This is a genomic window from Neoroseomonas terrae, from assembly GCF_018129025.1.
In the GTDB taxonomy this organism is placed as follows: Bacteria; Pseudomonadota; Alphaproteobacteria; order Acetobacterales; family Acetobacteraceae; genus Neoroseomonas; species Neoroseomonas terrae.
In genome coordinates this window covers 90,837-113,779 of the sequence record NZ_JAAEDI010000002.1, presented here as the reverse complement: position 1 = coordinate 113,779, position 22,943 = coordinate 90,837, and the positions used below count along the sequence as shown (strand labels likewise).

Here is a 22,943-nt window from a genome sequence, read left to right as displayed (position 1 = left end):
GCCAGACTGATTCCGCGCGAGCCGGATCTGCTCTAGAGCCGCCTCCATGAGAATTCTCGCCATCGAGGGTGCGCTGGCCCGCTGCTCGGTCGCCCTCGCCGTGGATGGCACCGTGCGGGCGGTGCGGCAGGCGGAGGCGGCGCGTGGACACCCCGCCCTGCTGCCGCGCTTCGCCACCGAGGTGCTTTCCGAAAAGCGTCTGGCCGGGCCAGATCTCGACGCCATCGCCGTCGGCGTGGGGCCAGGGAGCTTCACCGGGCTGCGCGCCGCGATTGCTCTGGCGGAGGGCGTCGCACGGGCTGCCGGACGGCCGTTGATCGGCGTGACGACGGGGGAGGCGCTCGCCACTGCACTACCGGCGGCCGATCGGGCGCGCCCCGTCTGGGCCGCGATCGATAATCGCCGCGGCCGCGTCGTGCTGGAGCGCTTCGCCCCGGGAGCGACGATGCCCGACCCGCCCGTGGTCGCGCCGCTCGACTCCCTGCCGGCGTGGGAGCCGGACCTGATCATCCTCGGCGATGCGGCGGATGCGGTCGTCGCCCAACTCGCCACGCGCGGCGACAAGGCGGAAGCGCGACCCGGCCTGCCTTCGGCCGAGGCGGTCGCGCTGCTGGCGGTCCGGCGCCTGGCGGGTGATTTGCCGCCCCGCGCTGCAACGCCGCTTTATACGGAACCGCCCGCGGTAACCCCGCCGGCGACGACCCGCACGCGGTGAGTCGCCTGGCGATCCGCCCGGCCGGCGCTGAAGCGGCCCCACTTCTAGCCGCGCTGCATGCTGAGGCCTTTCCGCCGATGGATCGCTGGCGCGCACAGGCGATCGCATTGCTGCTCGAACTGCCCGGTCATTTTGCCCTGCTGGCCACTGCTGGCGATGACCCGCTCGGGTTCGGCATGGGCCGGGTGGCGGCGGACCAGGCGGAGGTGCTGACCCTCGCGGTCCGCCCGTCGGCGCAACGCGGCGGCGTCGGCCGCTTGCTCATGCAAGCCATAACGGAGGAAGCGGCGGGGCGGGGCGCGACCGAGTTGTTCCTCGAGGTTGCCGAATCGAACGTCGCGGCCCGCTGTCTCTACGTCTCCCTCGGCGCGATCCCCGCCGGACGGCGCCGTGCGTACTATCCCGATGGCGGGGACGCGCTGGTGCTGCGCCTGCCGCTCATCCGCCCCGGCGCAGAAGGAGCCGGGTGATCCCCGCCTCATCCTCGGTCTGCGACAGGACGAGATGCCCTTGTTCCGTCGCCGTGCGCGGGACATTGCGGCGCGGCTCGTCGCCTGCGAGGTGTACTTCCAGGACCTCGCCCGGAGCCAGCCGATCCAGCGCGAGCCGCACGCGAACGAATGTCATGGGGCAAATCTCCCGCGTGATGTCCAGCACGGAACTGATCGCGATTTCTTTCCCTGTCATCACTGGATTTCCTGGTGCATTGAAATTCACTCTAGTGGGAATTGCGAAGCGCAAGAACAACCGGTAAAACGGCCTCCGCAAAGTATACAGGGGGCGTGATCAATGGCCGATTCCAATCCGCATGGAGAACTCTTGGGCCTGACAGCCCAAATTGTATCTGCCCACGTCTCTCACAATCCGGTTCCCGCGGCCGAACTTCCCGGGCTGATCCAGGAGGTGTTCCGTACGCTGTCCGGCGTCGGCAGCCACCCGGCCCCGGAACCGGAACGCCCGCAGCCGGCCGTGCCGATCAAGAAGTCGATCACTCCCGGCTATCTGATCTGCCTGGAAGACGGCAAGAAGCTCAAGATGCTGAAGCGGCATCTGAAGACCTCCTACAACCTCACGCCGGAACAGTACCGCGAACGGTGGGGCCTGCCGGCCGACTATCCGATGGTGGCGCCGGACTACGCCAAGCACCGGTCCTCGCTCGCCAAGAAGATCGGCCTCGGGACCACCCCTCGGGCGCGCGGCAAGGCCCGCGGCTAAGGCCAGTCCCTGAGGCCCGTCCCGGGCTACGGGCACGATGGGCACCGGACGATGCGATCCGGAACCGTCGTCCCATATGGCGATGGCGGTCGATGACGCCTTGGCAGTGGCCTGACGGGACGGGCGGGACTATCGTCCGCGACCGCGTCGACTTTGGCGCATGACAGATCGGGGTACGAACCAGCGCTATGGAGAGCCGGATCCAGGCCCGTCCACCGATCCAGGACCATTCGCCGTCCCGGATCGAACAGCTTTGCATCGAACGCGGCCTCAAGATGACAGGGCAGCGGCGGTTGATCGCGCGCGTGCTCAGCGAAGCCGAAGACCACCCGGATGTGGAGGACGTCTATCGGCGGGCACTCGCGCTCGACAACAAGGTCTCCATCGCCACCGTCTATCGCACCGTCCGGCTGCTCGAGGAGAAGGGCATCCTGGAGCGGCGGGACTTCGGCGGCGGTCGCGCGCGCTATGATCCGGCCGATCGCGGGCACCACCACCATTTGATCGACGTCGATACCGGCAAAGTGATCGAGTTCGCCGACGAGGAGTTCGAGGCTCTGGCCCGCGTTCTGGCCCGCCGCCTCGGCTTCTCCCTGGTGGGCCAGCGGCTCGAGTTGTTCGGCCGACGCCTGGAAACCACGGAGGCCGAACCTTCGGCCAAGCGCCGCAAGCCCGGGCGCGACTCGTGACGGCAGACGAGGGGCCGGGCTTCGGCGAGCTTCGCTCGGGCAATCTCGGCGTGCGGCTGGCCCGCGACGATGCCGAGGTCGATGCCGTGCAGGCGCTGCGCTACCGCGTCTTCTATGAGGAGATGGGCGCGCATGCGGATGATGCGACCGCTGCGAGTCACCGCGACCGTGACGAGTTCGATGCGGTAGCCGACCATCTGCTCGTGCTCGACCACGACAAGGGCGAAGGTGCCGAAGCAGTCGTCGGCACCTATCGGCTGATCCGGCGTCCGGCCGCCGCCAGGCTCGGGCGCTGGTATTCCGCCGCCGAGTACGACATTTCCCGCATCCTCGCCGTCGAGGGCGAGTTGGTTGAATGCGGACGGTCCTGTGTCGATAGCCAGTACCGCACCCGGGGCACGTTGCAGCTGCTCTGGAGCGGTATCGCCGCTTACGTGGCGCGGCACAGGATCGCGATCCTGTTCGGTTGCGCCTCCCTTCCCGGGACCGATCTCGATGCGATCGCCGATGAACTGACCTATCTGGCGTCCCACCACATGGCGCCCGAGGCGATCCGCCCCCGCGCCCTGCCCGATCGCTACATCGACATGATGCGCAAGGATCCGGCGGCGATCGACGTGAACCGCACGCTCGTGGGACTACCGCCGCTGATCAAGGGCTACCTGCGGCTTGGGGGCTTCGTGGGCGACGGCGCCGTGCTCGACCCGCAATTCAACACCACGGACGTGGCCGTGATGGTGAAGACCGACCTGATAACCGAGAAGTATTCGAAGCACTATCAGCGCAAGCTCCGCGAGGCGTAGCCCGCCTTCACATGACCAGGCCAAACAGCCAGATCGCCGCGACGCCCACGGCGATGGCGGCGGCCAGGTTGCGCGTGATCGCCTGGGTCGCCACCACCAGCGCCGCCGCCAGGAAGCCCTTAGGCCCCGCCGCGGCGAGCGCGGGCGCGACATAGGCGACGAAGATCGGTCCCGGCAGGTGCTGCAGCGTCACCTCGACAAAGCGGGGCGGGCGCAGCGCACGGAACAGCGCGTAGCCGCCGGCGCGGCACAGATAGGTCGCCAGCGCCATGCCCAGGATCGCCAGCAGCACATCGAGCCGGAGCGTCATGCCGGTGACCGTTTTGCCTGAGCCCACGCCCGGACGTGCCCGCGCGCAAGGCGGCAGCCGCCGCCGGCGCATCGCTGCGCGGCTCGCAGGCCGGGCACGCGGATGCACTGGCCGACGTTCGGAGGCGGATAAGCGCGATACCGGCGGTCGAAGGAATCGGTCCGCGGCATCATGCCCGCCGCAGCTCCATCCAGGCCCCGAGCGCGGCGCCGGCCAGCGCGCCGGCCAGCAGCGGCCAGGGCGCGCCCAGACCCGACCACCACGCACCGAGCGCCACGGCCGCCGCGAGCATCCAGGGCAGCAGGTCGCGCCGGCCCCCCTGCCATACCGGTACGAGGATGGCGCAGAAGGTTGCCGTTGCGGCGAAGTACAGCGGATGCCCCGGCGGCAACCGCACCACCGCCCCCGCCAGATGCCCGATCCCGACCGCGATCATCCAGAACAGCCACAGCGCCAACGCGACACCGAGCAGATAACCCGCATCCCGGCCGCCGCGGCGCATCTCTGCCGCAGACAGCGCATAGGAATGGTCGACCAGCGTCGCCAGCGTGCCCCAGAGCCGGATGCCCCGGAGCCGGTCGAGCCAGGGTGCGAGCGCCGCGCCCATCGGTGCCAAGCGCATGTTCACCACCAGCGCCGCCAGGGTCGCGGCGAAGATCGGGGCCGGATCCGTCCACAACTCCAGTGCCAGCAGCTGGGAAGACCCCGCGAAGACCACCCCGGACATCAGGAGCGTCTCGAGCAGCGACAGACCCTTGGCGGCCGAGATCACGCCGACCACCAGCCCGAACGGAAAGGTGCCGATCACGAGCGGGATGGCCTGGCGCGCACCGCGAAGCACGCCATGGCGCGTGAAGATCACGCCGGTGGCGCTCATGCCCGGCGCGCCGCCAGCAGCCGGTCCTCGGCTTCGGTCGGTTCCATTGCCAGCGCGCGGCGCGCCACGGACTGCGAGAAGCCACCACGCGCGAGGGAGCCGAGCGCCTTGCGCCGTGCGTCGGCATCCTCTGCGGCCCGGGCAAAGGGGCCCATGCGGCGGCGGCGGCAATGGGCGAGGGCCGCCGCCAGCTCAGCGTCCTCGCCCTCCGGAATCGCCGCGGCGGCGGTTTCCGCTGCCACGCCCTTCATCGAGAGATGGGCGGCGATGGCGCGACGCGAGCGGCCGGCGCGGGCCAGGCGCCTGGCCCGGCTCTCGGCAAAGGCCGCATCGTCGACGGCACCGGCCGCGACCATGGCCCTGGCGACCTCGGCCGCCGCGGCGCGCGCGGCAGCGGCGGCGGCGGCAGTCGTCTCGTGTGGCTGGCCCTCAGCCTCGGCAGCGCGCGCCCAGCGATCGACGCGACGTTCCAGCACGCGACGCAGTGCGGCCTCGGTAGCGGCGAAACGCGCGAGATGGGCAAGCGCCGCCTCACGCAGCCGGGCGGCCGTCGGCGCGTTGCCAGCGGGCCGCGGCTGCCGCCGCTCGCGCCTGCCCGGTTGAATCTCCTCGGCACCCATGCCGCCTTGTCGCATGCGCCGGCACCCCGCCCAAGCGGCAGCAGCGGCGGTGCTGGACGGGCGGCCGCCCGCCGCCTATCGGGGGGAAACTGCAAGCATCAGGGAAACGTCACCATGCCTCAGCCAGCCCATCCCGCCGCGATCAACGGCCTCACCCTCGCTCAGGCGGAAACGATCGCCGCGGCCGCGCTGGCCAAAGGCCGCGCGCTCGGCCTGCTGCCGCTCTGCGTGGTCGTGCTCGACGCCGGCGGGCAGCTCAAATCCGCCAAGCGCGAGGACGGCGCCTCGATCCTCCGGCCCGAGATCGCCACCGGCAAGGCGTATGGGGCCTTGGCAATGGGCTTCGGCACACGGGAACTCGCCCGCCGGGCGCAGGCCGTCCCGGGCTTCACCAATGCGCTGTCGGACCTGACGGGCGGCCGCGCCGTGCCGGTACAGGGCGGCGTGCTGGTGCGCGACGCGAACAACGTCCTGCTGGGCGCCGTCGGCATCAGCGGCGACGCCTCGCCCAAGGATGAGGAATGCTGCATCGCCGGCATCGAGTCAGCGGGGCTTGTTGCCGATCACGGCGATCCGGCCTGAGGCGTGCAACCCGCTTCGTAACGGAGCGTTGCAGGGGAGGACGCTTCAAGGAGTTCTACCCGATGTCCTTCCTGACCCGCACCGCCATGGCGGTTCTCCTGGTCGGCGGCGTGGCTGCCTGTGAACAGCGCGGTAGCGATCCGGCGAATGTCGAGCCGGTTCGCGCCGTTGACCGCGCGGCTGGCACCAACATGTCCGGCGCCTACCCCACGCAGAGCGACGGCACGCGCGCCAATCCGCCGGGGACCGCGACAGGCCGCGCCGTCGACCGTGCCGCCGGCACGAACATGTCCGGCGCCTACCCTGCGCAGAGCGACGGCACGCGGAACAACCCGACGGGAACGGCCACCGAACGCGCACTGGGCACGAACCCGCCCACGCGCCGCAACCCGAGCAATCCGGGCTTGTAAGTACCGTTGCGGAGCGCTCCCTCCGCTGCGCCTCGCGGCAGCAATGGCTGCCGCGAGGTTCCGGTTAGGGTTTGGGCGCCGCACCTCCACGGCATCGCAATTTTCTTGCATCGCATGGCTCCAACCCGACGCGCAGCCTTTCGCGCAGGACGGTCTTGCGGTTAGTCTCCCGCCCTTCCTCGCCCGCGCCGCGGTAGTCGCGTCGTCCGCGGGGAAAACAAGCGGAGAGTGGATTTCAGTGATCCCCGCCCTGATGCCGACCTACAACCGTGCCGACCTTGCTTTCGAGCGGGGCGAGGGCGCGCGCCTGTGGACGGTCGACGGGCGACGATTCCTGGATTTCGGCGCCGGCATCGCCACCACCTCGCTCGGCCACGGCCACCCGCACCTGGTGAAGACCATCGCGGAGCAGGCGGCGAAGGTGATGCACGTCTCGAACCTGTACCGGGTTCCGCAGGCGGAACAGCTTGCCGCGCGCCATGTCGCCGCCTCCTTCGCGGACAGTGTCTTCTTCTGCAATTCGGGCGCCGAGGCGAACGAAGGCATGGTGAAGGCCGTCCGCAAGTATCATGCGGAGAACGGCAACCCCGAGCGGTTCCACATGATCTGCTTCGAGGGCGCCTTCCACGGCCGCACCCTCGCCATGCTGTCCGCGACCGGCAACGAGAAGTACCTCGCCGGCTTCGGCCCGCCGGTTCAGGGCTTCGAGCATGTGCCGTTCGACAACATGAATGCCGTCCGCTCGGCCATCACGCCGCAGACGGCCGGCATCATGATCGAGCCGATCCAGGGCGAGGGCGGCGTGCGACCCGCGCCGATCCGCTTCCTCAAGGAACTGCGCCAGGTCTGCGATGAATTCGGCCTGCTGCTGGCCCTGGACGAAGTGCAGACCGGCATGGGCCGCTCCGGCAAGCTCTGGGCCCATGAATGGGCCGGGATCGAGCCGGACGTCATGTCCTCGGCCAAGGGGATCGGCGGCGGCTTCCCGCTCGGCGCCATCCTGGCCAAGGAGAAGGTGGCGAAGCACCTGAAGCCCGGCACCCATGGCACGACCTATGGCGGCGGCCCGCTTGCCTGTTCGGCGGGCAATGCGGTGCTCGACGTGATCCTCGCCGAGGGCTTCCTCGCGAATGTCGACAGGGTGGCGCGCCACCTATGGACCTCGCTGGAGGCACTCGCGGCGAAGCACCCGTCGGTGGTCGAGTGCGCCCAGGGAGCCGGCCTGCTGGTCGGCCTCAAGCTGACGCCCGACGTGTCCAACGGCGAGATGCAGTCGGCCGCGGTTGCGGAAGGCCTGCTGACCGTCGCCGCCGGCATGAACGTCCTGCGTCTCGCCCCGCCGCTGGTCATCACGGAGGCGGATGTCGACGAGGCCATCGAACTCCTCGACCGCGCCTGCCGCCGCATGACGCCGTCCAAGGCCAAGGCGGCGGCAAAGTGAGCGCAATGCTCAAGCCGATCGACGGGGGGCCGACGGCCCCCCGCCACTTCCTCGAGATCATGGATTTCGACACTGCCTCGCTCCGGCGGATGCTGGATCTCGGGACGCGGACGAAGCGCGGGGACCTGCCCGGCAAGCCGCTCGCCGGCAAGACCGTTGCGCTGCTGTTCGAGAAGCCATCCACCCGTACCCGCGTCTCCTTCGAGGTGGGCGTACGGCAGCTTGGCGGCGACGTCGTCGTGCTGACCTCACGCGACATGCAGATGGGCCGCGGAGAGACGCCGAAGGACACGGCGCGCGTCCTGTCGCGCTATGTCGACGCGATCATGCTCCGCACCGACGACGTGCGTAAGATCCGCGAACTGGCGGAACATGCGACGGTGCCGGTGATCAACGGCCTGACCGACATCTCGCATCCCTGCCAGATCATGGCCGACGTGATGACCTTCGAGGAGCATCGCGGGCCGATCGCCGGCCAGGTCGTCGCCTGGACAGGGGACGGCAACAACGTCGCGCAATCCTTCATCCAGGCCGCGGCGCGCTTCGGCTTCACGCTGCGCATCGCGACGCCGCCGGAACTCGCCCCGCCCGCCGCGCTGGTGGAATGGGCGCGCGCTCAGGGGGCGACGATCGAACTGACCAATGACCCCGTGGCGGCGGTGACAGGCGCGCGCTGCGTCGTCACCGATGCCTGGGTGTCGATGTCGGACGAGCGCGACGGCAAGGCGCCGGCACGCCACAACCTGCTGGCGCCGTACCAGCTGAACGGCGCACTGCTGAAGCACGCCGCGCCGGATGCGATCGCCATGCATTGCCTCCCGGCGCATCGCGGCGAGGAAATCACCGACGAGGTGATGGACGGGCCGCAGAGTGTTGTCTTCGACGAGGCGGAGAACCGGCTGCACGCGCAAAAGGGCGTGCTGCTTTGGGCGATGGGGCTGGCGGGGTGAGGCCATTGGAGGGGCTTTGCCCCTCCAAACCACCCCAGCAAAGGCCGAAAGGCCTTTGCAAACCTCCACTTGGCACCGTGCGCCGAGGGGCGAAGCGGTGTCGACGGTCGCGCCTGCGCGCGAAGCGGGCTTGGCGAGGATAGTGAACCCGCGGTGCCCGGTACCAACGAATTGCGGTCCAGGTGGTCTAACCACTTGGCGGGGTGGCTCGGAGGGGCAGAGCCCCTCCGATCGTCGGCGTTGAGAGACAGCGTCGCCGCCCACCCACGCTGCCATGCCTGCCGACCCATCCAATGACGAACGACACCCCTTTCGAGATCTTCCTCGCGACTGCTCCAGGTCTCGAACCTGTCCTGTGCGACGAGGTGCGGCACAAGGGCTTCAACAGCCCGAAGCCCGTGCCGGGAGGAGTCGTGGTCAAGGGCCGCTGGCCGGATGTCTGGCGCGCCAATCTCTGGGTCCGTGGCGCGGGGCGCGTCCTCGCCCGCATCGCCTCCTTCCGCGTCGTGCATCTCGCGCAGCTCGACACCCTCGCGCATCGGGTTGCCTGGGGCAGCGTACTGCGACGGGACGTGCCGTTCCGCGTGGAGGCCTCCTGCGCGGCCTCCCGCATCTGGCACAGCGGCGCCGCGGCGCAACGCATCGCGACGGCCATCCGCGACACGCTGGGCGCGCCGGAAACGCCGGATGCCGCCGTCACGGTCATGGCGCGGATCGATCATGACGTCTGCACCATCAGCGTCGATACATCGGGCGAGGCGCTGCATCGCCGTGGCTACAAGGAAGCGGTGAACGCCGCGCCGCTGCGCGAGACCATGGCCTCGCTGTTCCTGCGCCAATGCGGGTTCGACGGCAGCGAGCCGGTGGTCGATCCGATGTGCGGATCGGGCACCTTCGTTATCGAGGCAGCGGAGATCGCGGCGCGCCTCAACCCCGGCCGCGCACGTCATTTCGCCTTCGAGCAGCTCGCCACCTTCGATGAGGTGGCCTGGCAGCAGATGCGCGCCGTCAAGAACCGGCGCACGCCCGAGTTCCGCTTCCATGGCAGCGACCGTGACGCCGGCGCCGTCGCCATGAGCATAGCCAACGCCGAACGCGCCGGGGTCACGGATCTCACGTCATTCCGGCAGGCCACGATCAGCGAGCTGACGCCGCCGGATGGCCCACCGGGCCTTGTCATCCTCAATCCGCCGTATGGTAGCCGGCTGGGGGAAAGCCAGGCCCTGACCCCGCTGTACCGCGCACTCGGCCAGACCCTGAAGGCCCGCTTCGCCGGCTGGCGCGTGGGCCTGCTCGCCACCGAGAACCGGCTTGCCCATGCCACCGCCCTGCCCTTCCTGCCAGCCGGCCCGCCCGTGCCGCATGGTGGGCTGCGCGTGGTGCTGTACCGGACCGGCATCCTGCCCTGATCCGGCGCCCAGCGGCGGCCAAGGCCACCCTGGCCGCGCCCGGCCTGCCGCCCTATCTAGGCCCGGTGTCCACACCTACCGAACCCTCCCGCACCCCCGATTTCCTCAACCACGACCGCCCGCCGGTACCTGACATCGTGGTGCCGCGCGGCGTGCAGCCCTTTCACCTGCGCGACAAGCCGGTGCGCGGGCGCCTGGTGCGCCTCGGCGCGCTCGCGGATGCGCTGCTGACGCGGCACGACAACCCTCCGGCGGTCACGGCGCTGACCGGCCAGGCGCTCGCGCTGACGGCAGGCTTGGCGGCCGCGCTGAAGTTCCGCGGTTCCTTCAGCCTGCAGGCGAAGGGCGACGGGCCGGTGCCGATGCTGCTGGCCGACTGCACCGATGCCGGCGCGCTGCGCGGCTATGCGCGGGCCGATGCGGAACGGCTCGGGCCGCTTCTGGCGGAAAGCGGCGCACCGGATGCGGCGGCGATGCTCGGCCAGGGCTACCTTGCCTTCACCTGCGACCAGGGGCCGGAAATGGATCGCTACCAGGGCCTCGTCGCCATCGAGGGGGACAGCCTGACGGCGATGACGGACACCTATTTCCGCACCTCCGAGCAGTTGGCGACGCATGTCCATCTGGCTTGCGCGCAGACCGATGCCGGCTGGCGCGCGGCGGCGCTGATCATCGAGCGCGTCGCCGGCGCCGGCGGGGTGGGCGAGGAATTGGACGCGGAGGCGCAGGAGGATGCGTGGCGCACCGCCGTTGCCCTGGCCGCCACGCTGACCGACGCCGAATTGCTGGACGATGCCCTGCCGGGCGACCGGCTGCTGCACCGGCTGTTTCATCTGGAGGGGCTTGCCCTCGATCGCGCCCGCGCCCTTTCCTATGGCTGCCGTTGTTCGCGCGCACGCCTGTCCGGGGTGCTGGCGGGCTTCGGGGCGGAGGATCTGGACCATATGGCCGACGACGGGGTGATCACTATGACCTGCGAGTTCTGCAACGTGGCCTTCCGCTTCGACCGGGCCGAGATCCGCGGTGCAGGGCAGGATTGATGGCTGCTGGGATCGATCGCCGCACCGCGCTCGGCGGCCTGCTTGTCCTCTCGGCCTGCGGCGGACGCAGCGAGGAGCCGCCACCGGCGCCGGTCGGGCCGCCCTCCTATTCATATCTGACGCCGCTGCGCCTCGCGGTCGGGCGAATCGAGGTGGTGCCCGCCGCGGACCCGGCCGCGACGCGCGTGATGCCCCCTGCCCCGCTGATCCCGGCGCAGGTCGTGACCATCATGGCGCAAGACCGGCTTTCCGCCGCCGGCGGACCCGGTTCCGCGCGCTTCCGCACACAGGTCGCGACGCTGACGCGCGAGAATGCCGGCTCGGGCGGTGTGTTCTCCGGCGCCTCCGAACGGCTGACCTGCGTCATGCGCTGCCGGCTCGAGGTCGTGACCGATGAGGGTTCCCCCGCCGGCTTCGCCGAGGCCGAGGTCCGCCGTACTGCCGTCCGCCCCGCCGGCAGCCAGGCGGAACGCGCCCGGGCGGCGGAGGAAATCGTGCGCCTGAGCGGCAACGACCTGAATGTGGAGTTCGAGTACCAGGTGCGGCGCAACCTGCGGTCCCTGCTGCGCGGACCCGCGCCCGAGCCGGACGCGCCGGCCGCCGTCTCGACCGACCCAGCGGCGCCGCCGACACCGGTGCTCGAGCCAGCACCGATCTGACCGGAGGAACTGCCATGGCGCGCATCACCTTCTCCAACCCGCCCGGCGCACCGCAGCCCACCTCGCGTTATTCGCAGGCGGCGCTGATCGAGGGCGAGGGGCGGCGCCTCGTCATCTCCGGTCAGGTCGGGGTGCGGCCCGACGGGACGACGCTGGCGGAGCCCGAGGACCAGATGGCACAGGCCCTGGCCAATCTCGGCGCTGTGCTGTCAGCGCATGGCATGGGCCCTGGCAACCTTGTGAAGATGACGGTCTTCCTGACCGATCCCGCGCAGCTTCCCGCTTGGCGCCGGCAGCGGGCGGCCTTCCTCGGCGACCATGCGCCGACCAGCACGCTGCTGATCGTCGCGGGCCTCGCGAATCCTGCGCTGCTGATCGAGGTCGAGGGCGAAGCGGTCGGCTGAACCGGCGTTCCCCCGGTGCCGTTTCCGGCCTAGCCTTCCCCTTGAGGAAACGGAGGATGGCAGAATGCGGCGACGCGAGGCCCTGATCGGCATCGCCACCCTGGCAGCAGCGCCAGCCGGCGCCCAGGAAGCCTGGCCGGGCCGGCCGGTGCGCATGATCGTACCCTTCGCGGCCGGAGCTTCCTCCGACACGCTGGCGCGGCTGATCACGGCCAAAGCCGCCGGCCCGCTCGGCGGCACCTTCGTGATCGAGAACCGCGCCGGTGCCGGTGGGCTGATCGCAGCCCAGGCCGTCGCCCGTGCCACGCCGGACGGCTACACCCTGCTGTGGGGCGGCGGGACGGCCGTCACCCACGCCGTGATGCAGGCCAACCCCGGCTACGACATCTTCCGCGACTTCACCCCGGTCACCGAGATCGCCGAGAATCCCGCCGTGCTTGCCGTGCGCACCGCGTCGCCGCTGCGCGACATGCCGGGATTGCTGGCGGCCGCGCGGCGCAGCCCGGGGCTGCGCTACGGATCGGGCGGGGTCGGCACGCCCGCCCATATGGCGGCGGCGGCGCTGCTGAAGACGATCGGCGCGGAGGGCACGCATGTCCCCTATCGCGGCGCCAACCAGGCGACGCTCGCCGTTGAGCAGGGTGAGGTCGACTTCGCATTTGCCATCAGCAACATCGCCCTGCCGCGGCAGCAGCAGGGCGCGGTGCGCATCCTCTGCACGGCAGGGTCGCGGCGGATGACGGCGCTGCCGGCCGTGCCGACGCTCGCCGAGGTGGCGCCGGGGGTGCCCCCGGTGACGAGCACCTCCTCGGTGGTCGGCCCGGCAGGACTCCCGGAAGCCGTCACCGCCCGCCTTCACGCAGCCTTCAGGGACGCCGTGCGGGGCGACGCGGCACTGCGCGCAGCGCTTGAGGCTGAGGGCGGCGAGGTGATCCTGTCGGAAAGCCCGGCGGCCTACGCGGCGGCTTGGCCGGCCGAGGTGCAGCGACTGCGCGACCTGGTCCGCATCTCGGGAGCGACAGTCGAATGAATCCGGCCTCGTTCTTCGCGGATTACGACGCTTTCGGGGAGCGCCGCACCGGCGGCGAGGGCGATCAGGCGGCCGCTGCCTGGCTGCGCGCGAAGGCCGAAGCGGCCGGCGCCGAGGCGCGGTTGTTGCCCGCGCCCTTCACCCGCCTGACACCCGGCCGCGCCGTTCTCGAGGGCGCGAATTTCGGCTTCGAGGGGCTGCCCCTGTTCGATGGCGGCCTGACGACAGCTGAGGGCATCGTCGGCCGGCTGGGACCGCTCGGCTCGAACGCGCCGATCGGCGTTGCGGAGATGGACCCGGCGGCAGCCAGCCTGCCGGGCAACGCCTTTGCCCAGGCACGCGCGGACAGCGGCCATGCCGGCATCGTCATCGCCCTGCGGACCAAGCCGGATGGCCTGGCGCCGCTGAATGCACATGACTGGGCACGGCCCTTCGGCCCGCCGGTGCTGCAACTGGCCGGCCGCGACGCGCCGCGGCTGCTGGCCCTGGCCGATACGGGCGCCGAGGCGCGGCTGATCGTGGCCGGGAACCGCGCGCCGTCGGTGTCCCACTCGATCCGCGCCGCCCTGCCCGGCGCGCTGCCACCCCTGGTGCTGCTGACGCCGCGCACCTCCTGGTGGACCAGCACGGCGGAGCGCGGCGGCGGGATCTTCGCCTGGCTGGCCACGTTGCAGGCACTGGCCGCGACGCCGCGCGCGCGGGGCGTGGTGGGGCTCGCCACCTGCGGGCATGAGCTCGGCCATATCGGCGCGCATCAGGTCTTCGCCGCGGAACCGGGCCTGGCGACCGAGGCGCCGCTGGTGATCCATCTCGGCGCCAATCTGGGCGCGGCGGAGGATGAGCGGCTGACGGTGCGGTCCAACGTGCCGGGCATGGCCGAGCGCATGGCGGCGCTGCTGGATGCCTCCGGCCATCCGCGCGCGCCGCTCGAGGTCGTGACAGGCGGCAAGGCGAATGGCGAGGCGCATGAGATCGAGCAGCGTGGCGGCCGCTATCTCTCGCTGATCGGCAAGAACCCCTGGTTCCATGCGCCGGAGGATCGCTGGCCGATCAGCGTCGACTGCGGCCGTGCGGGGGCGATCGCGCGCGCCGTGGCCGCGATGGCCGTCGAAACCGCAGGCCGGGCTTAGGACCTACCCTTCGCCTGATCCGCGCGGTCCCTGGATGATCGACATGAACTCCCGCCGGGTGGAGGGATCGTCGCGGAACGCGCCAAGCATCCGGGACGTGACCATCGACACCCCGCTCTTGTGGACGCCGCGCGTGGTCATGCACTGGTGCACGGCCTCGATCACCACCGCGACGCCCTTCGGCTGCAGCACGTCGAGCAGCGTGTTCGCGATCTGCGCGGTCATCTTCTCCTGGATCTGCAGCCGCTTGCCGTAGGCCTCGACGACGCGGGCGAGCTTGCTGATGCCGACCACGCGCCCGTTCGGCAGGTAGGCGACATGCGCCTTGCCGATGATCGGGCACATGTGGTGCTCGCACATGGATTCGAGGCGGATGTCGCGCAGCACGACCATCTCGTCATAGCCCTCCACCTCCTCGAAGGAGCGGGCGAGCAGTTCGACCGGATCGTCCTCATAGCCGCAAAACCATTCGCGATAGGCGCTGGCGACGCGCTTCGGCGTGTCCAGCAGGCCCTCGCGCCGGGGGTCGTCGCCGGCCCAGCGCAACAGGGTGCGGACGGCCTCCTCCGCCTCCGCCTGGGTCGGACGTGCCAGCGTCGCGGTCTCGTCCGCCGCCGGATCGGAAGCGGGCGTATGAATGTTCACAGTAGGCGTCCTTCCAGGGTCTGCCCGCACCGGTGCAGCGGCCATTCTGTCCGGGCAGATGGGCCCTTGTAACAGGTTCGCAACCCGGCCCGCGGCGCGGCTAATGCACCCGGCCAGAGGGCTGGTGCGGGCTGTCGAGACTGAAGGCCGGGATGGTCACATCGAAGGGCTCCCCGCTGTCGGTCACGATCATGTGGTAGGCGCCTTCCATGAAGCCGGAAGCGGTCGCGAGCGGCGTGCCCGAGGTGTATTCGAAGCGCCCACCGGGCTCCAGCACCGGCTGCTCCCCGATCACGCCCGCTCCATGGACGGTCTGGGTCCGGCCGAGCGCGTCGGTGATGTGCCAGGTGCGGCGCAGCAGCTTCACCGTTTCCCGGCCGGTATTGATGATCTCCACGCGATAGGCCCAGACGTATTGCCCCCGCTCGGGTTCCGACTGGTCAGCGAGATAGAAGGCCCGTACGGAAACGCGGATGCCGCGTGTCGTCGCGCAGAACTCGTCCTTCCTGGCCATGGCGACCCTGCTTCCCGTTCAGCCCTGAAACGTCGGCGCTCGGCACTTGTCCATCGCCGCCGCCGTCACTACTGGCGCATGGCTGCGGTGGCGAGGCCGGCGCCGACCAGCATGGTTCCGCCGCCGCGATTGAAGGCACGACGGACACCGGGGCGGCGCACCGCGCCGGACAGCCGCGCCGCCAGCAACGCATAGATCGCCGCATTCGCCGCCGCCAGAGTGACGAAGGTCGCAACCAGCATCGTCGCCTGCGGCACGAAGGGGCTGCCGGCATCGATGAACAGCGGCACGAAGGCCACGAAGAAGGCGATGCCCTTGGGGTTCAGCGCGGTGACGACATAGGCGTCGCGCATGGCCTTCCGGGCCGTGACCGGAGCGGTTGCGCCCGCCTCCACCGGAGCGCGCCACAGCTTCACGCCCAGCCACACCAGATACGCCGCGCCGGCAAACTTCAGCACCGTGAACAGCGTCGCCGACGTCGCCAGCAAGGCACCGAGCCCCGCCAGCGACAGCGTCATCGCCGTGAAGTCGCCCAGCGCCACGCCGGCGACCAGCGGCAGCGCCGCGCGACGGCCCGCACCAAGCGACTGGCCGATCACCAGCAGGATGGTCGGCCCCGGAATTGCCAGCATGACCACTGTCGCGGCGACGAAGGCGAGCCAGGTCTCAAGGATCATCGTCGCTACTCCGCCGCGCGCGCCGCCACGGCGGCTGCGGCATCGAGAGCCTCGGAAAGGTCGTCGATGATGTCGGCAACATCCTCGAGCCCGACGGACAGGCGCACCGTGCCGTCGGTGATGCCGAGGCGGGCGCGTTCCTCCGCACCGACGCGCATATGCGTCGTCGTCGCCGGGTGCGTGGCGAGCGACTTCGAATCGCCGAGATTGTTCGAGATGTCGATCAGCTGCAGCGCGTCCATGAAGCGGAAGCAGGCATCCTTGCCGCCCTTCAGATCGAAGGTGACGAGCGTGCCGCCAGAGCTCATCTGCGCCATGGCGAGCTTCTGCTGCGGGTGGTCGGCGCGGAACGGATACAGCACGCGCGAAACCTCCACGCGCTCCGCCAGCATGTCGGCGACGGCGGCGGCCGAACGGCACATGGCGGGCACGCGCAGATGCAGCGTCTCGAGGCCCTTCAGGATCGTCCAGGCATTGAACGGGCTGAGCGACGGGCCGGTGTTGCGGATGAAGGGCTGCAGCGTCTCCTCCACCCATTTCTTCGAGCCGAGCACGGCCCCGCCCAGCACGCGGCCCTGGCCGTCGAAATGCTTGGTCGCCGAATAGACGACGACGTCGGCGCCGAACTGCATCGGCTTCTGCAGCAGCGGGGTCGCGAAAACGTTGTCGACCACCACGATCGCGCCGGCCTTGTGGGCCAAGTCGCACACCGCCCGCATGTCCACGATCTCGAGCATCGGGTTGGACGGCGTTTCCAGGAGCACGAGCGCTGCGGGCTTGGACAACGCCGTTTCCCATTGGTCGAGGTCCGCGCCGTCGACGAACTCGGTCGCGATGCCGTAGCGCGGCAGCAGGGTGGAAACGATCCAGTGGCAGGAACCGAACAGCGCGCGGGATGCCACGACGCGGTCGCCGGTCTTGAGGTGCGACAGCATGGCGGCATGCACCGCGGCCATGCCGGTGGCGGTGACACGACAGGCCTCGGCCCCCTCGAGCGCGGCGATGCGGCCTTCGAGCATGGCGACCGTGGGGTTGCCGAAGCGGGAATACTGGTAGTGCTGGACGGTGCCGGCGAAGGTCGCCTCGGCCTGGGCAGCGCTGTCGTAGACGAAGCCGGATGTCAGGTAGAGCGCCTCGCCCGTCTCATCGAAATCCGAGCGCATCTGCCCACCGCGCACGAGCAGCGTGGCGGGGCGGAGCGGGCGGTCGGAACGGGACTTGGCCATGGGACGATACCTCTGCGGCTAAGGCTGCGTCCGGCCCTTCACGGGCGGCGGACGCACGGCGCCCGCACGGCCGTTTAGCGCGCTTGTTTTCAGCACCCCGATGGGTGCGCCCTGGAAGGGACCTCGCCGCAAGCTGGCCGGACAAATCGCGAGGGGCGTTGCCGCCAACATCGTCGTTACGCCCGGGCGGGGGCACCGGTCAAGCGGCAGAGGTGCGGGCGCCGCGCCGGAGGGGCGCGGCGCCCGCCCCTGGTCAGGCGGCCTCGTAGCCGATCACCGCCTTGATCTCGGTGAAGTCATCGAGGGCCCATTTGCCGTATTCGCGGCCATTGCCGGATTGCTTGTAGCCGCCGAACGGCGCGGCGGTATCGCCGACCGGATAGTTCATGAACACATTGCCCGCACGCATCTGTGCGGAAACCCGCCGCGCGCTCGCCACATCAGCCGACTGCACATAGGCGGCGAGGCCGTAGACCGTGTCGTTCGCCATCTCGATTGCGTGCGCCTCGTCGCGATAGGGAAGAATGGCCAGCACCGGGCCAAAGATCTCCTCGCGAGCGATGGTCATGTCGTTGCGGACGTTCGCGAAGACGGTCGGGCGCACGAAGTAGCCGCGGTTGAGGTTCTCCGGCCGGCCCGGGCCGCCGGTGACCAGTTCCGCGCCTTCCTTGATCCCGGCCTCGATGAGGCGCTGAATCTTGTTGAACTGTACCTCGCTGACGACGGGGCCCATCGTCGTCCCGGCATCGCCGACCGGGCCGACGACGACGCGCTCGGCGGCGGCCTTGGCGATCGCCTTCACCTCCTCATGCCGGTCGGCGGGCACGAACATGCGGGTCGGCGCGTTGCAGGACTGGCCGCTGTTGCCCATCATGCCCAGCACGCCCTTGGTGACGGCCGTCTTGAAGTCCACGTCGGGCAGCAGGATGTTCGCCGACTTGCCGCCGAGTTCCTGCGCCACGCGCTTGACCGTGACGGCAGCGGCCTGCGCAACCAGGATGCCTGCACGGGTCGATCCGGTGAAGGACATCATGTCGATGTCGGGATGCGAGGACATCGCGTTGCCGACCACGCCGCCCTCGCCCTGCACCATGTTGTAGACGCCGGCGGGCACGCCGGCCGCATGCATCACCTCGGTCCAGATGATGGCGTTGAGCGGCGCCACCTCGGACGGCTTGAGCACCATGGTGCAGCCGGCGGCGATCCCGGGCGCGACCTTGCAGACGATCTGGTTGATCGGCCAGTTCCAGGGCGTGATGAGGCCGACGACGCCGATCGGTTCGCGGGCGATCAGGGTGGTGCCCTGCACTTCCTCGAACGGATAGGTCTCGAGCACCTGGATCATGCGGGTCAGATGCGCGGTACCGGTCGCGGCCTGGCGTTCCAGCGCGAACTTCAGCGGCGCACCCATCTCCTGCGACAGGGCGGCGGCGATGTCGTCGCGGCGCTTCGTGTATTCGGCGAGGATTGCGCGCAGCAGGTCGAGCCGGTCCTTGCGCGAGGTCTGCGAGAAGGAGGGAAACGCCGCACGGGCGGCGGCGACGGCGCGATCGACATCCTTCGGGCCGCCGACGGCGATCTGCGCGAAGGCTTCCTCGGTCGACGGGTCCACCACATCGAGCAGCTTCGGCTCGAGCGGCGCGACCCAGGCGCCGTTCACATAGTGCTCGCGTTCGTGATTCATGTCGCTTTCCTCCATCCGTTCGGCCGGCCATCGCGGAAGGATGATCGGCGGCTGCTGTCGATGCTGCGGCTGGGCGATGCGGCGCGCTGAAACGCGCTATATCCCACAAACCATAACGCGTCAGGCGCGGGGCTGGCAATCGAGGCCGCGCACCTTATCCCGCTGGTCGTGGCAGGGCGGCACGACGATTAGGGGGGAGTTCGACGGCCGAGGCAAGACGGCGCGATCCTATCGCTGTCGAAGCGCCAGGACCCCGCCCCAGGCCGACAGCAGCGCCAGGCCGAACCAGGTAAGCGCATAGACAAGATGATGGTCGGAAAAGCGGATGACCGTCAGGCCGGCGACCGGATAGGCCGTCGCGCCCGGCAATGCCTCGGCATCGATGAAGAAGGGCGCCACGTCGCGAAGGCCATGCCGCGCCGCGATGGCCGCGATGTCGCGCGAGTACCACCGGTCAGCCGCCGGGTCGTTCGCCCGGAGGAAGCCGCCGACCGGTTCGCTCACGCGCAACAGGCCGGTCACCCGGACCGATGCGCCTTGCTCCGGGCCGCTGCGCGCGGCGGGGTCGCGCCGGTCGGGGGGGATGAATCCGCGATTGACCATCACCACGCCGTCCGCAGTCTGCAACGGCACCATGACCCAGTATCCTCTGCCAAGCACGGTGGTCGCGCGCACTAGCGTCTCGCGGTCGGGCAGAAACTGCCCGTCGGCCATGATACGGCGATAAGCATCGCGTGCCGAGATCAGATGCCATTCGCCCCGTCCCGGAACCGGCACTGGCGCGATGCGGAACCGGGCCTCGACCTGCGCGATGAGATCGTGCTTCCAGGCCCGTCGCTGGAGCTGCCACGCCCCCAGCGCCCCGAACAACAACGCCAGCAGCAGGAAGCCCCCGCCGAACAGGGCGAGGCCAACCCGCGAGCGCCCCGTCACGGCTGGCGACTGACCTCGTGCGGCATCGGCATCATGTTGGTGTCCAGGTGATGCATCACCCACATCGAACCCGCGAGGGCAATGGCAACGACGATCAGGGTGAAGATCAGTGCGATCATGGTCCACCCGCCTTCGGATCGGGCGTTCATGTGGAGGAAATAGACCATGTGCACGATGATCTGCACCACCGCGAACGCCACGATCAGCACCGCAGTAGGGCCGGGCGCCAGCGGACGCGCCATCACGAGCCAGAAGGGAATGGCGGTCAGCACGACCGACAGGAAGAAGCCGATCAGGTATTCCCGCAGGGAACCATGCGGAGCATCCGGTGCGTGGTGCGCGCCCTCGTTCATCGCAGCATCCCCATCAGATAGACGAAGGTGAAGACACCGATCCAGATGATATCGAGGAAGTGCCAGAACAGGCTGAGGCACATCAGCCGGCGCTGGTTCGCCGCGATCAGCCCATGCCGGCCGACCTGCACGATCATCGTGACGATCCAGATCACCCCGAAGGTGACGTGCAGCCCATGCGTGCCCACCAGCGTGAAGAAGGCCGAGAGAAAGGCGCTGCGCTGCGGCGTCGCGCCGATGCTGATCATGTGCGTGAATTCGTGAAGCTCGATGGTCAGGAAGGCCAGGCCGAAGGCTGCCGTCACGGCCAGCCAAACGCGCGTCAGCCCCGGCCGCCCCGCGCGCATCGCGAGCATCGAGAAGCCGTAGGTGATGGAGGAGAACAGCAGCATCGCCGTATTGAGCGCGACCAGCGGCAGCTCGAACACGTCGCGCGGCGAGGGTCCGGCCGCGTAGTTGCCGCCCAGCACGGCGAAGCAGGCAAACAGGATCGCGAAGATGAGGCAGTCGCTCATCAGGTAGATCCAGAAGCCCAGCATTGTGCTGCTGCCTTCCGGGTGGTCATGCTCCTCGAGGTCGTAGAAACGAGGCGGGAGCCCCGCCGTGGTTGCCGTGTCCGTCGTCATTCGGCGGCTGCCAGGGCTCGGGCGCGCTGCGCCTCGGTGTCGGCGATCGTCTCCGCCGGAATGCGGAAGGTACGGTCGTAGTCGAATGTGTGAGCGATGGCGGTGACCAGTACGGCCAGGAAGCTCCCCGCCGCCAGCCACCAGATATGCCAGATCAGGGCGAAGCCGCAGATCGTGCTAAACGCCGCCAGCACGATGCCCGCCCCCGTGTTCCTGGGCATCTGGATTGTCCGGAAGCCCGCGGCGGGGCGCTCGTGCCCACGCTGCTTCATGTCGTACCAGGCATCCAGGTCATGGGCGACGGGGGTGAAGGCGAAGTTGTATTCGGGTGGCGGCGAGGAGGTCGACCATTCCAGTGTCCGGCCAGCCCATGGGTCGCCGGTCGTGTCCCGCAGGCGATCCCGGCGCAGGATGCTGACCCCGAACTGGATCAGCATCGCGGCGATGCCGCAGGCGATGACGGCGACGCCGAAGCCCGCGATGACGAAGAATATCTGCAGGGAGGGATCGTCGAAGACGCGCATGCGGCGCGTTATGCCCATCAGCCCCAGGATGTAGAGCGGCATGAAGGCGAGCCAGAAGCCGGGCACCCAGCACCAGAAGGACACCTTCCCCCAGAAGGGGTCGAGCCTGAAGCCGAAGGCTTTGGGGAACCAGAAGTTGATCGCCGCGAAGCTGCCGAACAGCACGCCGCCGATGATGACATTGTGGAAATGCGCAACCAGGAACAGCGAGTTGTGCAGCACGAAGTCGGCCGGCGGCACTGCCAGCAGCACGCCTGTCATGCCGCCGACCACGAAGGTCAGCATGAAGGCGATGGTCCACATCATCGGCAGTTCGAAGCGGATGCGGCCGCGATACATGGTGAACAGCCAGTTGAACAGCTTCGCGCCGGTCGGGATGGAAATCACCATGGTGGTGATGCCGAAGAAGCTGTTGACGCTCGCCCCAGACCCCATGGTGAAGAAATGGTGCAGCCACACGAGGTAGGACAGGATGGTGATCACCACCGTGGCGTAGACCATGGAGGTGTAGCCGAAGAGGCGCTTGCCCGAGAAGGTCGAGGTCACCTCCGAGAAGACGCCGAACAGCGGAAGGATCAGGATGTAAACCTCGGGGTGGCCCCAGATCCAGATCAGATTCACGTACATCATGGCGTTGCCGCCGAGATCGCTCGTGAAGAAGTTCATGCCGAGGTAGCGGTCAAGCCCCTGCAGCGCGAGTACGGCGGTCAGCACCGGAAAGGTGGCGACGATCAGCACGTTGGTGCACAGGGCGGTCCAGGTGAAGATCGGCATCTTCATCAGGCTCATGCCCGGTGCGCGCATCTTGATGATGGTCACGAGCAGATTGATGCCGGACAACGTCGTGCCCACGCCGGCTATCTGCAACGCCCATATCCAGTAGTCGACGCCGACATCCGGACTATAGGTAAGGCCGGACAACGGCGGATAGGCGAGCCAGCCCGTCTTGGCGAACTCCCCGACGAACAACGACATCATCACCAGGATGACGCCGCCGACGGTCATCCAGAAGCTGAAGTTGTTCAGGAAGGGGAAGGCCACGTCGCGCGCCCCGATCTGCAGCGGCACGACGTAGTTCATGAAGCCGGTGACGAAGGGCATGCCCACGAAGAAGATCATGATCACGCCGTGGGCGGTGAAGATCTGATCATAGTGGTGCGGCGGCAGGTAGCCCTCGGAACCGTTGAAGGCCATCGCCTGTTGCAGGCGCATCATGATTGCGTCGGCGAAGCCGCGCAGCAGCATGATGGTCCCCAGGATGAGGTACATGATGCCGATCTTCTTATGATCGACACTCGTGAGCCATTCCCGCCAGAGATAGCCCCACTGGCGGAACCACGTGATCGCGCCGAGCAGCATGGCGCCGAGGATCGCGACCACGATGAAGGTCACGACCAGGATGGGCTGATCGAGCGGCAGCGCGGCGAGGGTCAGCTTGCCGAGGATTGGGCTTACATCCGAAGGCGTGGTCATGGCG

General features: G+C 69.2%; 28 protein-coding genes. 15 read left to right on the top strand and 13 right to left on the bottom strand.

What is annotated here, in order from left to right; translation table 11 throughout:
• Positions 1 to 46: 46 nt before the first annotated feature.
• Both tsaB and GXW78_RS01915 read left to right on the top strand, forming a co-directional pair.
• A complete protein-coding gene (tsaB, locus tag GXW78_RS01920) occupies positions 47 to 715 on the top strand; it encodes a tRNA (adenosine(37)-N6)-threonylcarbamoyltransferase complex dimerization subunit type 1 TsaB (RefSeq protein WP_211865576.1) in 669 nt (222 codons plus the stop codon).
• Between the two features lie 77 nt (positions 716 to 792).
• Complete coding sequence (locus GXW78_RS01915) at positions 793 to 1,185, top strand: GNAT family N-acetyltransferase (protein WP_211865575.1); 393 nt, start codon at positions 793 to 795, stop codon at positions 1,183 to 1,185.
• Here GXW78_RS01915 and GXW78_RS01910 read toward each other — a convergent pair.
• The gene (locus tag GXW78_RS01910) at positions 1,154 to 1,402 is read right to left on the bottom strand and encodes a sulfurtransferase TusA family protein (RefSeq protein ID WP_211865574.1); all 249 of its coding nucleotides are present in this window, start codon (positions 1,400 to 1,402) and stop codon (positions 1,154 to 1,156) included. The two genes, GXW78_RS01915 and GXW78_RS01910, sit on opposite strands and share 32 nt — an antisense overlap.
• A gap of 102 nt (positions 1,403 to 1,504) precedes the next feature.
• Here GXW78_RS01910 and GXW78_RS01905 point away from each other — a divergent pair, with 102 nt between their 5' ends.
• The 3 genes from GXW78_RS01905 (at position 1,505) to GXW78_RS01895 (ending at position 3,422) form a co-directional block, all read left to right on the top strand.
• Entirely contained in the window at positions 1,505 to 1,930 is a 426-nt protein-coding gene (locus GXW78_RS01905; protein ID WP_211865572.1) for a MucR family transcriptional regulator, read from the top strand.
• 188 nt (positions 1,931 to 2,118) lie between these two features.
• Positions 2,119 to 2,619 (top strand): Fur family transcriptional regulator, encoded by a 501-nt coding sequence (locus GXW78_RS01900; RefSeq protein WP_211865570.1) that lies wholly within the window; start codon positions 2,119 to 2,121, stop codon positions 2,617 to 2,619.
• On the top strand, positions 2,616 to 3,422 hold the full coding sequence (locus GXW78_RS01895; protein ID WP_211865568.1) for a GNAT family N-acetyltransferase: 807 nt from the start codon (positions 2,616 to 2,618) through the stop codon (positions 3,420 to 3,422). The genes GXW78_RS01900 and GXW78_RS01895 overlap by 4 nt, the downstream gene beginning before the upstream one ends.
• A 7-nt stretch (positions 3,423 to 3,429) precedes the next feature.
• Here GXW78_RS01895 and GXW78_RS01890 read toward each other — a convergent pair whose 3' ends face one another.
• The 3 genes from GXW78_RS01890 to GXW78_RS01880 all read right to left on the bottom strand — a co-directional run bounded on the left by GXW78_RS01890 (position 3,430) and on the right by GXW78_RS01880 (position 5,244).
• Positions 3,430 to 3,732, bottom strand: a complete 303-nt coding sequence (locus GXW78_RS01890) for an AzlD family protein (protein WP_211865566.1) — start codon at positions 3,730 to 3,732, stop codon at positions 3,430 to 3,432.
• Positions 3,733 to 3,901: 169 nt separating this feature from the next.
• The gene (locus GXW78_RS01885) at positions 3,902 to 4,609 is read right to left on the bottom strand and encodes an AzlC family ABC transporter permease (protein WP_211865564.1); all 708 of its coding nucleotides are present in this window, start codon (positions 4,607 to 4,609) and stop codon (positions 3,902 to 3,904) included.
• Positions 4,606 to 5,244, bottom strand: a complete 639-nt coding sequence (locus GXW78_RS01880; protein ID WP_246521770.1) for a RecX family transcriptional regulator — start codon at positions 5,242 to 5,244, stop codon at positions 4,606 to 4,608. The genes GXW78_RS01885 and GXW78_RS01880 overlap by 4 nt, the downstream gene beginning before the upstream one ends.
• 99 nt (positions 5,245 to 5,343) lie before the next feature.
• On the opposite strand from GXW78_RS01880, the gene GXW78_RS01875 reads away from it, so the two are divergent.
• The 10 genes from GXW78_RS01875 (at position 5,344) to GXW78_RS01830 (ending at position 14,284) form a co-directional block, all read left to right on the top strand.
• A complete protein-coding gene (locus GXW78_RS01875; RefSeq protein ID WP_211865563.1) occupies positions 5,344 to 5,811 on the top strand; it encodes a GlcG/HbpS family heme-binding protein in 468 nt (155 codons plus the stop codon).
• A 62-nt stretch (positions 5,812 to 5,873) separates the two neighbouring features.
• Positions 5,874 to 6,221, top strand: a complete 348-nt coding sequence (locus GXW78_RS01870; protein ID WP_211865560.1) for a hypothetical protein — start codon at positions 5,874 to 5,876, stop codon at positions 6,219 to 6,221.
• A 238-nt stretch (positions 6,222 to 6,459) separates the two neighbouring features.
• Complete coding sequence (locus tag GXW78_RS01865) at positions 6,460 to 7,662, top strand: aspartate aminotransferase family protein (RefSeq protein WP_211865558.1); 1,203 nt, start codon at positions 6,460 to 6,462, stop codon at positions 7,660 to 7,662.
• 5 nt (positions 7,663 to 7,667) lie between these two features.
• The gene (argF, locus tag GXW78_RS01860; protein WP_211865834.1) at positions 7,668 to 8,612 is read left to right on the top strand and encodes an ornithine carbamoyltransferase; all 945 of its coding nucleotides are present in this window, start codon (positions 7,668 to 7,670) and stop codon (positions 8,610 to 8,612) included.
• Between the two features lie 293 nt (positions 8,613 to 8,905).
• Entirely contained in the window at positions 8,906 to 10,021 is a 1,116-nt protein-coding gene (locus GXW78_RS01855) for a THUMP domain-containing class I SAM-dependent RNA methyltransferase (protein WP_211865556.1), read from the top strand.
• A 65-nt stretch (positions 10,022 to 10,086) separates the two neighbouring features.
• Positions 10,087 to 11,061: an Hsp33 family molecular chaperone HslO gene (hslO, locus tag GXW78_RS01850; protein WP_211865554.1), complete on the top strand. Its 975-nt coding sequence runs from the start codon at positions 10,087 to 10,089 to the stop codon at positions 11,059 to 11,061.
• The gene (locus GXW78_RS01845) at positions 11,061 to 11,720 is read left to right on the top strand and encodes a hypothetical protein (RefSeq protein ID WP_211865552.1); all 660 of its coding nucleotides are present in this window, start codon (positions 11,061 to 11,063) and stop codon (positions 11,718 to 11,720) included. Before hslO ends, GXW78_RS01845 begins: the two co-directional genes overlap by 1 nt.
• A 14-nt stretch (positions 11,721 to 11,734) precedes the next feature.
• On the top strand, positions 11,735 to 12,124 hold the full coding sequence (locus tag GXW78_RS01840; RefSeq protein WP_211865550.1) for a RidA family protein: 390 nt from the start codon (positions 11,735 to 11,737) through the stop codon (positions 12,122 to 12,124).
• A 64-nt stretch (positions 12,125 to 12,188) separates the two neighbouring features.
• Positions 12,189 to 13,154, top strand: a complete 966-nt coding sequence (locus tag GXW78_RS01835) for a tripartite tricarboxylate transporter substrate binding protein (protein WP_211865548.1) — start codon at positions 12,189 to 12,191, stop codon at positions 13,152 to 13,154.
• Positions 13,151 to 14,284, top strand: coding sequence for a hypothetical protein (locus GXW78_RS01830; protein WP_211865545.1), 1,134 nt, complete (start codon positions 13,151 to 13,153; stop codon positions 14,282 to 14,284). Before GXW78_RS01835 ends, GXW78_RS01830 begins: the two co-directional genes overlap by 4 nt.
• A 3-nt stretch (positions 14,285 to 14,287) precedes the next feature.
• Here the strand turns inward: GXW78_RS01830 and folE are convergent, their stop codons facing one another.
• From folE to cyoB, 9 genes are all read right to left on the bottom strand, one after another.
• A complete protein-coding gene (gene folE, locus GXW78_RS01825) occupies positions 14,288 to 14,929 on the bottom strand; it encodes a GTP cyclohydrolase I FolE (RefSeq protein ID WP_338147661.1) in 642 nt (213 codons plus the stop codon).
• A gap of 100 nt (positions 14,930 to 15,029) precedes the next feature.
• Positions 15,030 to 15,443, bottom strand: a complete 414-nt coding sequence (gene apaG / locus GXW78_RS01820) for a Co2+/Mg2+ efflux protein ApaG (protein ID WP_211865541.1) — start codon at positions 15,441 to 15,443, stop codon at positions 15,030 to 15,032.
• Positions 15,444 to 15,511: 68 nt separating this feature from the next.
• Entirely contained in the window at positions 15,512 to 16,120 is a 609-nt protein-coding gene (locus GXW78_RS01815; RefSeq protein ID WP_211865539.1) for a LysE family translocator, read from the bottom strand.
• A gap of 5 nt (positions 16,121 to 16,125) precedes the next feature.
• Positions 16,126 to 17,346, bottom strand: coding sequence for an O-succinylhomoserine sulfhydrylase (metZ, locus tag GXW78_RS01810; protein WP_211865537.1), 1,221 nt, complete (start codon positions 17,344 to 17,346; stop codon positions 16,126 to 16,128).
• A 253-nt stretch (positions 17,347 to 17,599) separates the two neighbouring features.
• Complete coding sequence (locus tag GXW78_RS01805; RefSeq protein WP_211865535.1) at positions 17,600 to 19,030, bottom strand: aldehyde dehydrogenase family protein; 1,431 nt, start codon at positions 19,028 to 19,030, stop codon at positions 17,600 to 17,602.
• 228 nt (positions 19,031 to 19,258) lie between these two features.
• A complete protein-coding gene (locus GXW78_RS01800) occupies positions 19,259 to 19,963 on the bottom strand; it encodes an SURF1 family protein (protein ID WP_211865533.1) in 705 nt (234 codons plus the stop codon).
• Positions 19,960 to 20,316, bottom strand: coding sequence for a cytochrome o ubiquinol oxidase subunit IV (gene cyoD / locus GXW78_RS01795; RefSeq protein WP_211865531.1), 357 nt, complete (start codon positions 20,314 to 20,316; stop codon positions 19,960 to 19,962). Before cyoD ends, GXW78_RS01800 begins: the two co-directional genes overlap by 4 nt.
• A complete protein-coding gene (gene cyoC, locus GXW78_RS01790; protein WP_211865529.1) occupies positions 20,313 to 20,942 on the bottom strand; it encodes a cytochrome o ubiquinol oxidase subunit III in 630 nt (209 codons plus the stop codon). The genes cyoD and cyoC overlap by 4 nt, the downstream gene beginning before the upstream one ends.
• The gene (cyoB, locus tag GXW78_RS01785) at positions 20,939 to 22,912 is read right to left on the bottom strand and encodes a cytochrome o ubiquinol oxidase subunit I (protein WP_456307069.1); all 1,974 of its coding nucleotides are present in this window, start codon (positions 22,910 to 22,912) and stop codon (positions 20,939 to 20,941) included. Before cyoB ends, cyoC begins: the two co-directional genes overlap by 4 nt.
• Positions 22,913 to 22,943: the final 31 nt, after the last annotated feature.